Source organism: Blastococcus saxobsidens (genome assembly GCF_002938435.1).
GTDB classification, from domain to species: Bacteria; Actinomycetota; Actinomycetes; order Mycobacteriales; family Geodermatophilaceae; genus Blastococcus; species Blastococcus saxobsidens.
On record NZ_POQT01000015.1, the window covers coordinates 56,002 to 70,480 of the forward strand.

At 70.2% G+C, this 14,479-nt stretch carries 12 protein-coding genes; all 12 read left to right on the forward strand.

Annotation, left to right across the window (positions count from 1 at the left end; all coding sequences use genetic code 11):
* The first annotated feature begins 5 nt into the window (after positions 1 to 5).
* The 12 genes from C5507_RS11095 to C5507_RS11150 all read left to right on the forward strand — a co-directional run bounded on the left by C5507_RS11095 (position 6) and on the right by C5507_RS11150 (position 14,471).
* The gene (locus C5507_RS11095; RefSeq protein ID WP_104528585.1) at positions 6 to 887 is read left to right on the forward strand and encodes an FAD binding domain-containing protein; all 882 of its coding nucleotides are present in this window, start codon (positions 6 to 8) and stop codon (positions 885 to 887) included.
* A complete protein-coding gene (locus C5507_RS11100; protein WP_104528586.1) occupies positions 884 to 3,160 on the forward strand; it encodes a xanthine dehydrogenase family protein molybdopterin-binding subunit in 2,277 nt (758 codons plus the stop codon). The genes C5507_RS11095 and C5507_RS11100 overlap by 4 nt, the downstream gene beginning before the upstream one ends.
* On the forward strand, positions 3,157 to 3,645 hold the full coding sequence (locus C5507_RS11105; RefSeq protein WP_104528619.1) for a (2Fe-2S)-binding protein: 489 nt from the start codon (positions 3,157 to 3,159) through the stop codon (positions 3,643 to 3,645). The genes C5507_RS11100 and C5507_RS11105 overlap by 4 nt, the downstream gene beginning before the upstream one ends.
* The gene (locus C5507_RS11110) at positions 3,638 to 4,126 is read left to right on the forward strand and encodes a PaaI family thioesterase (protein ID WP_158657573.1); all 489 of its coding nucleotides are present in this window, start codon (positions 3,638 to 3,640) and stop codon (positions 4,124 to 4,126) included. Before C5507_RS11105 ends, C5507_RS11110 begins: the two co-directional genes overlap by 8 nt.
* A 1-nt stretch (position 4,127) precedes the next feature.
* Positions 4,128 to 5,744 (forward strand): AMP-binding protein, encoded by a 1,617-nt coding sequence (locus tag C5507_RS11115; RefSeq protein ID WP_104528588.1) that lies wholly within the window; start codon positions 4,128 to 4,130, stop codon positions 5,742 to 5,744.
* 62 nt (positions 5,745 to 5,806) lie between these two features.
* Positions 5,807 to 6,904, forward strand: coding sequence for an NAD-dependent epimerase/dehydratase family protein (locus tag C5507_RS11120; protein WP_104528589.1), 1,098 nt, complete (start codon positions 5,807 to 5,809; stop codon positions 6,902 to 6,904).
* Positions 6,905 to 6,914: 10 nt separating this feature from the next.
* Positions 6,915 to 7,382 carry an SRPBCC family protein gene (locus C5507_RS11125; protein ID WP_104528590.1) on the forward strand — a complete coding sequence of 156 codons (468 nt, stop codon included), beginning with the start codon at positions 6,915 to 6,917 and terminating at the stop codon, positions 7,380 to 7,382.
* Positions 7,383 to 7,511: 129 nt separating this feature from the next.
* The gene (gene tcuA, locus C5507_RS11130; protein ID WP_104528591.1) at positions 7,512 to 9,002 is read left to right on the forward strand and encodes an FAD-dependent tricarballylate dehydrogenase TcuA; all 1,491 of its coding nucleotides are present in this window, start codon (positions 7,512 to 7,514) and stop codon (positions 9,000 to 9,002) included.
* A 126-nt stretch (positions 9,003 to 9,128) separates the two neighbouring features.
* Positions 9,129 to 9,920 carry an FAD binding domain-containing protein gene (locus C5507_RS11135; RefSeq protein ID WP_130504149.1) on the forward strand — a complete coding sequence of 264 codons (792 nt, stop codon included), beginning with the start codon at positions 9,129 to 9,131 and terminating at the stop codon, positions 9,918 to 9,920.
* Positions 9,917 to 10,414 carry a (2Fe-2S)-binding protein gene (locus C5507_RS11140; protein WP_104528593.1) on the forward strand — a complete coding sequence of 166 codons (498 nt, stop codon included), beginning with the start codon at positions 9,917 to 9,919 and terminating at the stop codon, positions 10,412 to 10,414. The genes C5507_RS11135 and C5507_RS11140 overlap by 4 nt, the downstream gene beginning before the upstream one ends.
* On the forward strand, positions 10,407 to 12,752 hold the full coding sequence (locus tag C5507_RS11145) for a xanthine dehydrogenase family protein molybdopterin-binding subunit (protein ID WP_104528594.1): 2,346 nt from the start codon (positions 10,407 to 10,409) through the stop codon (positions 12,750 to 12,752). The genes C5507_RS11140 and C5507_RS11145 overlap by 8 nt, the downstream gene beginning before the upstream one ends.
* 102 nt (positions 12,753 to 12,854) lie before the next feature.
* Positions 12,855 to 14,471 carry a thiamine pyrophosphate-binding protein gene (locus C5507_RS11150; RefSeq protein WP_104528595.1) on the forward strand — a complete coding sequence of 539 codons (1,617 nt, stop codon included), beginning with the start codon at positions 12,855 to 12,857 and terminating at the stop codon, positions 14,469 to 14,471.
* The last annotated feature ends 8 nt before the right edge of the window (positions 14,472 to 14,479 follow it).

A 14,479-nucleotide genomic window follows, 5' to 3' on the forward strand; every position in this document is an offset into this window, starting at 1 on the left:
GAGGGATGAGAGCCCCAGCGGCGATGCACCGTCCGGAGACCCTTGAGGAGCTGCTCGCGATACTTCGCGAGCACGGCGACTCAGCCAAGATCGTCGCCGGTGGGACGGCGTTCACCATCCTCTGGAAGGCCGGGCTCCTGCAGGCCGAGCACATCGTCAGCGCCACCGGCCTGCACGGCCTGACCGATGTGCGGGCGGACGACGAGGCGCTGACCGTCGGCGCGCTGGCGCGGGTCCGGGACGTGGAGCGCGCCGAGGCCACCCGGAGGAATTCTCCCGTGCTCGCATCGGCGCTGCGGCTGGTGGCGAACGTGCGCGTGCGCAATGTGGCCACCATGGGCGGGAACGTCGCCGAGGCCGACTACACGTCCGATCCGCCGGCGGTCCTCAGCGCACTGGACGCGGTGGTCACCATCCGCGACAAGGACGGCGGGCGCGACCTTCCGCTGCGCGAGTTCCTCGTGGACTACTTCGAGACGGCCCTCCGGCCCGACGAGTTCGTGACCGGCGTCCGGATCCCGATCCTCGCTGCGGACTGGGGCGGTACCTACCTGAAGCTGCTGTCGCGCTCGGCCGAGGACCGTACCTGCATCGGCGTGGCCGCGTTCCTCCAGCATGCGACGGACGGCACCTGCGCCGGTGTCCGCGTCGCCGTCGTCGGAGGGAATCCGGTGCCCCTTCGACTTCCCGAGGTGGAGAGGCAGTTCGTGGGCCAGGAACCGAGCATGGAGGCCTTCGCGGCACTCGCCGCGGAGTACGCGGCAGCCGCCGATCCCGTGGCGGACAACCGCGGCACGGCGTCCTACCGGCGCCGGGTCATGGCTCCGCTCATCGTGCGGGCGCTGCGGCGGGCCGCGCGCGGGACGAACGACGCGGTGTTCGCATGATCGGGCAGCGGCAGACCCTCCTGGACGCGAGGGACCGGGTCACCGGGCGCATCCCGTACACGATCAACTTGGAGCCGCCCGGCACCCTGCACGTGGCGATCCTCCGGAGCACCGTGCCGCACGCCCGCCTCGTCCGGGTGGACGCCTCCGCGGCGTCCCAGCTGCCCGGCGTCGCCGCGGTGCTCACCCGGGACGACTTCGCCGGATCCTCCATCCGTCCGCTCTTCGGACCGGTGTTCCGTGACCAGCCGATCGTCGCCATGGACCGCGTGCGCTACGTCGGCGAGCCGGTGGCGGCCGTGGCCGCGACCGACCTGCGTGCGGCCGAGGCCGCGCTGGAGTCCATCGAGGTGGAGTACGAGGAACTGCCGGCGGTGTTCACGCCGCAGGATGCCCTGGCCGCCGGTGCGCCGCTGTTGCACGAGAGCTTCGACGACCGGGCGCCCGGCTACGCCGACATCGTCCTCCAGGGTCAGGGCGGGAACGTCTGCAACAAGTTCCAGCTGCGGAAGGGCGATGGGCTGGCCGGGTTCGAGCTCGCGGACGAGATCTTCGAACACGAGTTCAGCTCTCCGCCGGTCCAGCACGTGTCGATGGAGCCGCACGCCGCGGTCGCCTCCTTCGAGGGTGACTACCTCACGGTGCACACCTGCACCCAGACCCCGTACGCGGTCCGCGACGCGCTGGCCTACATGTTCCGGTTGCCCGCGTCGCACGTCCGCGTCGTCGTGCCCCCCGTCGGCGGCGGGTTCGGCGGCAAGACCTACGCCAAGGTGGAACCGCTGGCCGCGGTGCTGTCCAAGATGACGCACCGCCCGGTGAAGGTGCACCTCACCCGCGAGGAAGAGTTCGTCACCAACCGCAAGCACCAGGCGTTCATCAAGCTCCGTACCGGGATGCGCCGCGACGGGACGATCGTGGCGCGGGAGGTCCAGGCGCTGTTCAACGCCGGTGCCTACACCGACATCAGCCCGCGGCTGATCAAGAACGGCGGGTACGGTGCCGTGGGCCCGTACCGGATCTCGCACGTGCACATCGACTCCTACGCCGTCTTCACGAACCTGCCGTCCGCCGGCGCGTTCCGGGGTTACGGCGTCTCCCAGGGCTCATGGGCCTACGAGTCGCAGATGGACATGATCGCCGAGGCCATGGGGTTCGACCCGATCGAGCTCCGCATGCGGAACCTGCTCCTCGAGGGTGACACCTTCGCGACCGGAGAGACCCTGCACGGCATCCGGTTCCCGGAGGTACTCCGCGACGCGACCACCCTGTTCGAGGCCGGGCGGGTGCCGCCGCCCGCGGAGGACGACGGCTCGGTGAAGCGCGGCCGCGGGTGCGCGGTGATCATCAAGTCCACGATCACTCCATCGACGTCTGCGGCCTCGGTCAAGCTCAACAGCGACGGCAGCCTCCAGGTGCTCACCTCCACCGTCGACATGGGGCAGGGGGCGCACACGGCACTCAGCCAGATCGCCGCGTCCGCCCTCGGTGTCGGCGTCGGCAGTATCGGGGTGGTGGGGCCGGACACCGACGTGACGCCGTTCGACCTGACCACCAGCTCGAGCCGGTCGACCGCAGCGATGGGCGCGGCGGTCCGCGAGGCCGTCTTCGACGTCCGCCGGCAGCTGCTGGACCTGGCCGCTCAGCAGATGGAGGTCGACGTCACCGACCTGGAGCTCGCCGACGGCCGGATCTCGGTCGTGGGCGACCCGGCGTCGGGGCGTTCCATCGCCGAGGTCGTGACCGCCTCGCGTCGCGGGACGCTGGCCGGGAACGGCAGCTTCGTCACCGAGGGCGGCCTGCACCCGGAGACCGGCCAGGGAATCGCTTCCGAGCACTGGCACCAGGGGGCGGTGGCCGCGGAGGTCGACGTCGACGTGGCGACCGGCAAGGTCACCGTGCGCGGGCTGCGCGCCTCCGTGTACGCCGGGACGGTCGTCAACCCGATCAACGCCCGGATGCAGATCGACGGCAGCGTGTCGTTCGGTATCAGCCAGGCGCTCTTCGAGCAGCTCATCCACGACGAGGGGCATCCGGCCAACTCGTCGCTGTCCGAGTACGCGCTCGCCGGGCTGGCCGACCTGCCGGAGGTCTTCGAGGTCTCGCTGATCGAGGACCCGGACAACGACGAGATGCACGGGCTGGGAGAGACGTGCCTGCCCCCGGTGATGCCGGCGATCGCCAACGCCGTCGCGGATGCGGTCGGTGTGCGCATCCGCCACCTCCCGCTCACAGCCGAACGCGTCCTCGACGCACTGGAGGAGCAGCGATGAGCGACGGCTCGGAGATCTTCCTGCTGAACCTGCGGGTCAACGGCAGGGCCCATCGGGTTCCGGTGTCAGCCGATGACACGCTGCTCGACGTCCTTCGCCGCGACCTGCGGTTCTTCAGCTGCCGGGAGACCTGCGGTCTGGGCCTGTGCGGCAGCTGCACCGTCGTGGTAGATGGTCGGGCGGTCAGCGCCTGCCTCGCGCCGGCCTTCACCCAGGACGGCTGCGAGGTGCGCACCGCCGAAGGGCTGGAGGACACGGACGATCTGCATCCGGTACAGCAGGCATTCGTCGACGAACAGGCGTTCCAGTGCTCGTTCTGCACGCCCGGATTCCTCATGAGCACGGTGGCGATGCTCGAGGAGGACGGCCCCGCCGACGTGGAGTCCGCCCTGACCGGGCACCTCTGCCGATGCGGCAGCTACCGGCAGATCATGGCCGCCGTGGGCAAGGTCGCCGGCGATGGAAGGGACGGCACCGGTGAGTGACGTGTTCGGTCGCATCCGCGACGAGGTACCGGCCGGCGAGCTGGTGCCGTGGCCGACGGAAGCCCCAACTCTTCCGGAGGGCGCGATCTTCGACGTCCTCGGCATCCGTCCCACGCACCTCGGCCGCGGAACCGCGCGCGCGGAGATGGTGATCGCCCCGCAGCACCTCAACCAGCGGGGACTGCTGCAGGGTGGGGTGCTCGTGACCCTCGCCGATGCGACCGCCGGTTGGGCGAGCTACTGCCTCGTGCCCGACGGGCACGCATTCACGACGCTCGAGATGCACACGAACCTGCTGGGCGGTGCCAGGCTCGGCGACCCGCTGGTCGCAATCGCTCGGACGGTGCACGCCGGCCGGCGGACGGCGGTCCTGGCCGTCGAGGTCATGCAGGAGGCACAGGGGGACCGCCCGCCCACGGACCGGAGGCTGACCGCGATGTTCACCTGCACCCAGATGATCCTGCCGCCGGCGGGGGCCTGAGATGGCCGCCATCCTGCCGCCACTCGAGGAGCGCACGGTGCTCCGCGTCCTGCAACGCGGGGCGCGCGAGGCGCCCGACCGGGTGGCCGTCCTGGACGAGACGCGCAGCCTCACCTACCGCGAGGTATACGACGAGGCGTTGCGCCTCGGTGGGGGGTTCCGGTGGCTCGGGGTCGGCCGGCAGGAGCCGGTCCTGCTGATGCTCGACAACCACGTCGATCACGCGATGTGCTGGTTCGGGCTCGGTGCAGTGGCGGCCATCGAGGTGCCCGTGAACGTCGCGCTGCGTGCCGAGCAGCTCGCGCACGTGATCCGCGACTCCGGGGCCAAGGTGCTGGTGATGGAGGACCACTACCTCGACCGGCTCGACGGGCTAGAGGACGCGGTGGCCGGGCTGACCCACCTCGTCGTCCGCGGCGCCCTTCCGGACCGGCAGTTTCCGCCGCAGGTCCTGGGGCTCGACGAGCTGGCGGCGTCGGAGCCGTCGGAGCCGGCGGAGTCCAACCCGTGGGACATCTCGGGCGTGCTCTACACCTCGGGCACCACGGGGCGGGCGAAGGGGGTGCTGGTGCACGAGGCCCAGACCTACGGCCGCCAGTGGCCGACCGGGCCCGGCTCACCGGAGCCCGGTGACGTCACCCTCGTGGTCCTGCCGATCTTCCACGTCATCGGCCAGTGCGGCGGTCTCTACAACAGCATGATCGCACTCGCCACGGCGGTGATCCTGCCGCGGTTCAGCGCATCCACGTTCTGGGACACCTGCCGGAAGTACGGGATCACCTGCGCACCGCTGGTCGGCGTCATGGGCACCTACCTCATGCGCCAGCCACGCTCCCCGCGTGACCGCGACCACTCCCTCCAGCGGATCGCGGTCGGCACGACCTTCGCGGAGGTAGAGGAGTTCCGGGAGCGCTTCGGTGTGGAGGTGTACTCGACGTACGGCCTCACCGAGGCCGGCGGGATGATCCGGGGACGGGCCGAGCCCACCGGGATCGGCTGGATACGACCCGACGTCGAGGCGCGGCTCGTCGACGAGTTCGACCGTGACGTGGCGCCCGGTGAGCCCGGGGAACTCGTCCTGCGGCCGACCGAGCCGTGGACGTTCATGGCCGGCTACCACAACCGGCCGGACGCCACGGTGGAGAAGTGGCGCAACCTGTGGCTGCACACCGGCGACGTCATGCGGGAGCGCCCGGACGGTCAGCTGGTCTTCGTGGACCGGCGCGTCGACACCATCCGGCGCGGCGGCGAGAACATCTCCACGTTCGAGGTCGAGCACCAGATCTCGCTGCACCCCGACATCGCCGAGTGCGCCGTCGTCGCCGTCCGGGAGGAGGGCGCGGAACCGGAGGTCAAGGCCGTCGTCGTGCCCGCCCCCGGAAAGGAGCTCGACCCCGTGGACCTGACGATCTGGATGGCCGAGCGGATCCCGCACTACGCGGTTCCACGCTTCCTGGAGTTCCTCGCGGAACTGCCGCGAACGCCGTCCACCCAGCGCGTCACCAAGGCGGAGCTCGTCGCCCGCGGATGGAGCTCGGCCTGGGACCGCCAGGCCGCCGGCCTGGCCGTGACCAGAGACGGCGTCAGAGAGCTCAAACCGGCACCAGGCTCGTCCTGACCGCTCGCACGTTCGTCGTCCGCGGCCCACGGGGCCGACAATTGATAGAGGAGAAGCAACTCGTGAAAGCACTGATCATCGGCGGCACCGGTCCGACTGGCCCGTTCGTAGTGGAAGGACTCGTCCAGCGCGGTTACGAGCCCGTGATCCTGCACCGGGGAACCCACGAGGTGCCCTTCGTCGAGCCCTTCGAGCACATCCATGCCGACCCGCACTTCGGCGAGCCGGTGGCCGAGGCGCTCCAGGGCCGCACGTTCGACCTCGTCATCGCCTCCTACGGTCGCCTGCGCCTGCTCGTGGACACGCTCGCCACGACGACCGACCGGCTGATCACCATCGGCGGAACCGTCTACGGCAAGACGGAGTGGTCCAAGCCGGCGGACGAGTCAGCGGCCCGGGCGTTGACGCACAAGATCGTCCAGCGGGTCCAGGAGACCGAAGAGTTCCTGCGCGAGAGCCACGCCGCGGAGAAGTTCAACCTGACGCACTTCCGCTACCCCAACCTCTACGGACCGCGGCAGCTGGCGCCGCGTGAGTGGAGCATCATCCGGCGGCTGCTGGACGGACGCCGCGAGATCCCGGTCATGGACGGCGGCCTGACCCTGGAGAGCCGGGCGTACGTGGAGAACGCCGCCCATGCGGTGCTCCTCGGCGTCGACGACGCCGAGTCGTCAGCGGGCGCGTTCTACAACGTGGCCGACGAACTGACGCCCACGGACGCGCAGCGGGCGGAGGCGATCGCCGCGGCGATGGAGCTCGACGTCCGGTTGGTGAACTACCCGCGGGAGGCGGCGGCTCCCGCGTATTTCTGGGGGGTCGGCCGCAATCTCGAGTACATGGGCCAGGAGGGTCCGCCGCCGACGCACCACAAGCTGCTCGACATCTCGAAGATGAAGACCGAGCTCGGCTACCGGGACGTGGTCCCCTTCGAGGAAGCGGTGCGGCGGACGGTCGACTGGTACCTCGAGAACCCGCTCGAGCGAGGCGGGTCGGAGGAGGAGAAGATCGGCGACCCGTTCGACTACGAGGGTGAGGACGCCTTCCGCGAGGCCCTCGGCGGTTTCCTCGGGAAGACCGCCTCGCTCCCGCTGAAGGGCGTGGTGTTCCAGCACTCCTACGAGCACCCGAAGGCGCCGGCCAGCGGCGCAGCGAACAACTGAGGAGACGACCATGGCATCCGAACAATTCTCGCGTGAGCTCGTCGTTACCTCTGACCCCGAACGGTGCTGGGCGGTGCTCACCGACGTCGCGCAGGTTGCCTCGTGGGTGACCATCGCCTACGACGTCAAGGAGATCGAGAGGCTGGCCGCCTACACCGCGGTCCTGCAGGACAAGCTCGGTCCGTTCAAGTTGCGAGCGCTGCTGGACATCCGCGTGGACGTCGTCGACGAAGGCCGTCGTGTCCGCATGCGCGCGTCGGGCAAGGACGTGCAGATCAACTCGCAGATCACCGTGGACGCCACGCTCTCGCTGCTCCCGACCGACGACGGCGGCACCGTGGTGGCGACCGAGGGCACCTATCAGGTGGTCGGCCGCGTCGCGACGATGGGCGCCGGTGTCATCCGGAAGAAGGCGGACAAGATCCTCGAGGAGTTCTTCGCGAATGCGGCGCGGGAACTCGCGGCTGCACCCGTCTAGCGGCGCTGGAACTCGCGGTTGCACCCGTTCAGCGGCGCGGCGACGAGAAGGCTCCAGCAAGCCTTGTCCACTGCCGTGTACGTTGGTATACAGGACCGGACACCAGGCACGTCGTCAGGAGAAGAACCCATGAGTCCGTCGTACGACGTGATCGTCGTCGGTGCTGGCAATGCCGCCCTCTGCGCTGCCCTCGCGGCCCGCGAGACGGGCAGCTCCGTACTGGTCCTCGAGCGGGCCCCGTACGAGGAGCGCGGTGGGAACAGCACCTACACCGCCGGGGCGATGCGGGTCGCCTACCGTGGCGTGGACGACATCAAGGAGCTCTCGCCCGACCTCACGGACGAAGAACTGGCGAGCACAGACTTCGGCACCTACACCGAGGAGCAGTTCTTCGATGACATGGCTCGGGTCACCGAGAACCGCACCGACCCGGACCTGACCGACATCATCGTGAAGCGCAGCTTCGAGACACTGCGCTGGATGCGCACCAAGGGCGTCAAGTTCCTGCCGATCTACGGGCGCCAGGCGTTCAAGGTCGAGGGGAAGTTCAAGTTCTGGGGTGGGCTCACCCTCGAGACCTGGGGCGGCGGCCCCGGCCTGGTGGATGCGCTGACCAAGGCGGCGCTCGACGCCGGGATCGAGATCCGCTACGAGACCGCGGCGACCGCGCTCCTGACGGACGACGCTCGTGTCTCCGGGGTACGCGTCAAGCGTCACGGAGTCACCGAGGAGATCTCGGCCGGCGCGGTGGTTCTGGCGTGCGGGGGGTTCCAGGCCAACTCTGAATGGCGCACGCGGTACCTGGGTCCCGGCTGGGACCTGGCCAAGGTCCGTGGGTCCCGCTTCAACATGGGTGACGGCATCAAGATGGCCCTGGAGATCGGCGCGATGCCGTGGGGCCACTGGTCCGGGGCGCACGCCGTCGGGTGGGAGCTGAACGCCCCGACCTTCGGGGATCTGGCGGTGGGCGACGGGTTCCAGAAGCACAGCTACCCGTTCAGCATCATGGTCAACGCCAAGGGTGAGCGGTTCGTCGACGAGGGGGCTGACTTCCGCAACTACACCTACGCGAAGTACGGGCGGGAGATCCTGGCCCAGCCCGGGCACTTCGCCTGGCAGATCTTCGACCAGAAGACCACCCATCTGCAGCGCGACGAGTACCGCATCCGCGAGGTCACCAAGGTGACGGGGAAGACGCTGGAGGAGCTCGCCGGCAAGCTCGACGGCGTCGACGCAGAGGCCTTCCTGCGCACGGTTGCGGAGTACAACGCGGCGGTCCAGAAGGACGTCCCGTTCAACCCGAACGTCAAGGACGGCCGGGGGACCACGGGTCTGGCGTTGCCCAAGTCCAACTGGGCCAACACGATCGACGAGGGCCCGTTCGAGGCCTATGCCATCACCTGTGGGATCACGTTCACCTTCGGCGGCCTCCGCATCACCGAGGAGGCCCAGGTGGTCAACGCCGATCAGGAGGTCATCCCCGGGCTCTACGCATGTGGTGAGCTCGTCGGTGGGATCTTCTACCACAACTATCCCGGTGGTTCCGGCTTGACGAACGGTTCCGTGTTCGGCCGCATCGCCGGCACGAGTGCCGGCGCAGCGGCCCAGACGTCCGCCTGAATCGTCCGGACGGGCGTGGTGCGTCACGCCGGCAGATCTCGACAGTCCATGACCGAAGGAGAGTGACGTGGCGGCGGACGGCAACCGAATGCCCGACGACCGGCTGGCGGAGTGGTTCCTGCGGTGATGGCCGACTTCGAGCTCCGCCGCCCCACATCCGTGGCGGAGGCCGTGGAGCACCTCGCCGAGGGGGGTCTGCCCTACTGCGGCGGTACCGAGCTGATCCCGGTCATGCAGCTGGGTCTGATGGCTCCCGACATCCTCGTCGACCTCAAGCGGATCGAGCCGCTCGGCGGGATCCGTGAGGACGCGGCCGAGATCGTGCTCGGGGCCCGGGTCACCCACGACGAGACCGCGGCGTCTCCTCTCGTCCGCCGGCATGCGCGGGTCCTGGCGGAGGCGACGTCCCGCCTCGGCAACGCCAGGGTCCGGGCCACCGGCACCTTGGCGGGCAACATCTGCTTCGCGGAGCCGCGCTCAGACGTGCTGACCGCTCTCCTCGCGCTCGAGGCGCGGGTGGACCTCCGGTCGGCGACGGACAGCCGCACGGTCGATGTGGCGGACTTCGTCGAGGGGCCGTTCGCGACCGTCCGCCAGGAGGAAGAGCTGTTGGAGGCGATCCGCATCCCGGTGCGCGCCTCCCGCAGCTCCTATATCCGCTTCCAACCGGGGGAGTACCCGACGGTCACGGTCGCGGCGGTGCAGGGCGATGGCGGGTGCCGGGTCGTCGTCGGCGCAGTCGGGGAGATCCCCGGTGTCTTCACGTTCCCGAGCGCCGAGGACGTGGACGCCGCGGAGATCGCCGCGCAGGTCGACGTGACCGAGGACCTGGGGGGCCGCGAGGACTACAAGCGCCACGTGACCGAAGTGTTCGTCCGCCGGGCGATGGCCCAGCTGGCAGAGGGGAGCGCCGCGTGAGCGAGACACTGGTCCGGACGACGGTCAACGGGCGGCCGGTCGAGGCCCGCATCCCCAACCGGATGCTGCTGGTCGAGTTCCTGCGTGACCGGCTGGGGCTCACCGGCACCAAGGTCAGCTGCGGCATGCAGGTCTGTGGCGCCTGCACGGTGTTCGTCGACGAGCGGCCGGTCAGCTCCTGCGGCGTCCTCGCCTGCGACATCGATGGTGCCGACGTCGTGACGGTCGAGGGGCTCGCCACCGACGACGGACTCACGCCGGTGCAGCAGGCCTTCGTCGACTGTTCCGCCCTGCAGTGCGGTTTCTGCACACCCGGGTTCGTGATGATGTGCACCGCGTTGCTGCGGAAGACCCCGAACCCCACCGAGGAGCAGGTGGCCCACCACCTCGAGGGCAACCTGTGCCGGTGCACGGGCTACGAGCCGATCGTCGAGGCCGTGATGCACGCCGCCGAGAGCATGTCCTCCGCAGAGTCGGGCACCCGCCATGACTGAGCGGCGGATCGTCGGCAGGTCCGTGCCGCGCACCGACGCGGTCGCCAAGGTCACCGGAGCAGCGGTGTACGCGGTCGACGTCGTGATGCCGGACATGCTGCACGCGAAGGTGGTGCGGTCCGACCGGGCCCACGCGCGGATCCGCGGCGTGGCCAAGGACGCGGCGCTCGCCGTCCCCGGCGTCCTCGCGGTGGTGACCGGCGGCGACCTCACGGGTCTCTTCCCCCGGTTCGGCCACATCGTCGCCGACCACGCGATCCTGGCGATCGACAAGGTGCGGTACTACGGCGAGCCCGTGGCCCTCGTCATCGCCACCGACCCGCTGATCGCCCGCGACGCCGTGCCGCTGGTCGAGGTCGACTACGAGGAGCTGCCGGCCGTGATGGACGTCTCGGCCGCGCTGGCGGCCGACGCGCCCGTACTGCACGAGGACGACTACTCCGACGTCCCGGACGCCGACACCCCGCCCGGCGGGAACATGAGCCGCACCCCGGTCAAGGTCACGTCCTCGCACCCGAACGTCGCCCACGAGTCCCAGAAGGGCTGGGGCGACGTGGACGTCGCGTTCACCGACGCGCACCGGATCGTCGAGACGACCGTGCACCACCCGATGCTCTACGCGTACGCGATGGAGCCCTACAACGCCGTCGCCCGCTTCGTCGAGGGCACCCTCGAGGTCGTCTCGACCGCCCAGCACCCGTTCATGGTGGCCAGCGACCTGGCCCGCGTCTTCTCGTTGCCGCTGAGCCACGTGCGCGTCAGCGTTCCCTACGTGGGGGGTGGCTACGGCTCGAAGTCCTACACGAAGGTCGAGCCGCTGACCGCCGTCGGCTCCTGGGCGGTGGGCGGCCGGCCGGTCAAACTGGTCCTCGACGTGGAGGAGGCCATCTACACCACGCGGGCCGACAGCGCCGACATCGTGGTCCGCAGCGCCTTCGCGGCCGACGGCAGCATCCTCGCGCGCGACTTCGAGATCACGCTGGACACCGGCGCATACGCGGACAACAGCCCTCTCGTGCTCGACAAGGCCGTCAACCGCTGCTTCGGCCCGTACCGCATCCCGAACCTCCGGGTACGGGGCAAGGCGGTGTACACCTCGACGTCGCCGGCGTCCTCCTACCGGGGTTTCGGCGCCTTCCAGGGGAACCTCGCCGGCGAGACGAACATCGACCAGGCCGCCGAGCAGCTGGGCATCGACCCCGCCGAGATCCGGCGCCGCAACCTCGTGCACCGCGGCGAGCGACTGATCCCCGGCAACCGGGCCATGGACGCCGACCTCGTCGACGACCTCGATCTGCTGGTGGCGGAACTGGACGCCGGGTCGTCCGGCGAGGGCCGGCTGCGCGGGACGGGCTTCGGTTGCGCAGCCACCGACGCCGGCGCCGTGCCCAGCTCCACCGCTCTGGTGAAGCTGCTCAGCGACGGTTCGGTACTGGTGCTCACCGGGTCCTCGGAGCTCGGCCAGGGCAGTCGCACCGTGCTCGCGCAGATCGCCGCCGAGGAGCTCGGGGTCGGCATGGAGCGGGTCCGGGTGCTGCAGTCGGACACCGCGACCACGGTGTTCGAGCGGACCACGGGCGCCAGCCGGACCACTACGCTGAGCGGCCTCGCTGTGCAGCGGGCCTGCCGCGACGTCATCGAGCGCGTGTGCCTCGCCGCCCGAGACGTATGGACCGACGCCGCCGGACCGATCGAGGTGCGCGACGGTACGGTGCACGGCCCGGGTGGTCGGTCGATGAGCCTCGCCGAAGCTGTGCAGGGCTGGTTCGGGCCCGGTGGCGGCGAGATCCTGGGACAGGGTGTCGTGCGCCGCACCGGCGAGCTCGCGGAGCTGCCCCCGTTCTGGGAGATCGGCATGGTCGGCGTCAGCCTCGAGATCGACCCGGACACCGGCGTGATCGAGGTCGACCAGCTGGTCACCGTCGCGGACGTGGGCTGCGCCATCAATCCCACCCTGGTCGAGGGCCAGGACCTCGGTGCGGCGACCCAGGGGCTCGGCGGCACCATCACCGAGCACCTGGTCTACGACGGCATCCAGATCGCCAACGCGAACATGGTCGAGTACCGCGTCCCGCGGATCACCGACCGGCCGCGGCGGTTCCGGTCCCTGATCGTGGAGCGCGCCGACGGCCCCGGGCCCTACGGCGCGAAGGGGGTGGGGGAGGGGGCGCGCAACCCGGTTCCAGGCGCGGTCGCCGCCGCGGTCGCCCGTGCCGTCGGCGTGTGGCCGGACACCCTGCCGCTCAATCCCGAGCGCGTCTGGCGGCTCATCCAGCGAGCCAAGTCGACCGGCACCGCCTCTCCCGGATCCCACGGCTCCGACAGCGGGCCGCAATGACCGCGAGACGCGGTCGCACGAACCCGAGCGCCCGGGCCTCCGGGCCGGCGTCGTAGCTCGCCCTGCCGAGCGCATCAGCGCAATCCGCCACAAGGAGGACACATGAGTGAGGCACAGAACACCGCCGAGGTGATGGCCGAGTCGCTGGTGGCGGCGGGCGTGAGCAGCATCTTCGCGTACCCGGGCGACCCGATCATCGAGTTCATGGAGAAGTCGCGGGCTCGGGGCATCGACGTCGTCCTGGCCCGTCGAGAGGGCACCGCTGCCTTCATGGCCGAGGGGTATGCGATGGCCACGGGCGGGCTAGGGGTCTGCCTGTCGACTCTCGGTCCAGGCTCCACCGCGATGCTGAACGGCGTCGCCGCGGCGTACCTGGACCGGGTTCCCATGCTGGCCATCTCCGGTCAGATCGAGTCCGCTCGGGAGCAGTTCTTCACCCACCAGGTCATCGACCACAAGCTGCTCTACAGCCCCGTCACCAAGTGGGCGGGCAAGATCGAGGCCTCCGCGGTCGCGACGACGATGCGCAAGGCGATCAGCCTCGCGACGGCCGAGCGGCCAGGGCCGGTGCACCTCACCATCGGCGGCGACACCAGCAAGCTGCCGGCCACGGACGCCAACTTCGTCATGCCGCCGACGTCGTCGTCGGTGAGTGCGGTGCGGGTGCACCGTGCCGAGGGCGGCCAGGACCCGATGGCGCTGCTCAAGGGCGCGCGCCGCCCGGTCGTGCTGGCCGGCATCGGCGCTGTGCGCAACCAGTCGACCGAGGCGCTGGTCCGGTTCGCGGAGTCCACGTCGGTCCCGGTCGTCGTCGCCCCCATGGCCAAGGGCGTCTTCCCCGAGGACCACCCGCTCTTCGCCGGCGTGCTGGACATGGCCTGCAACCAGGTCCTCTGGGACTTCCTCGGCGCGGCCGACCTGATCGTCACGGTCGGCTTCGACGCCGTCGAGCTCATCAAGCCGTGGACGGCGAAGGCCGCGGTCCTGCACATCGACATGACGCCGAACACCGACCAGATCTACGCCAGCCAGTGCGAGTGCATCGGCGACATCTCCGGGATCCTGGACTGGCTGACCGATGACTGGTCGGGTGAGCCGCGCTGGGACGAGGGCGACGTCCGGAAGCACCGTGAGGCGCTGCGCGCGGCCTACTACGAGGGCCGGGTCGACGGCGTGATGAACCCGACCGACGTCGTCGACGCCGTCCGCGAGGCCGCCCCGCGCAACACGCTGGCGACCTGCGACGTCGGCTCGCACAAGCTGCTGGTCGGCCAGGGATGGCAGACCTACGAGCCGCGATCGATGCTGATGACCAACGGCCTGTCCTCGATGGGTTTCGGCGTGCCGGCGGCGATCGCGGCGAAGATCGCCGACCCGTCCCGTCCCGTCGTGGCCATGATCGGCGACGGCGGCTTCGCGATGACCGCCACCGAGGTGCGCCTCGCCGCGGCCATGGGGCTGCCGGTCGCCTTCGTCGTCTTCGTCGACGGCAGCCTGAACCGGATCGAGCTCAAGCAGATGGTCCAGGGCTACGAGAGCACGGCCACCCGCATCGAGGACATGGACCTGGTCGCCGTCGCCGAGGCGATGGACTGCGACGGCGTCCGGGCCGACTCGCGGGCCGAGCTCGACAAGGCACTGAACGGCATCGGGAACCTCACCCGGCCGCTGGTCGTCGAGGCCCGGATCAGCCCGTCCCAGTACGAGTCCCAGTTCTGATCGGAGCG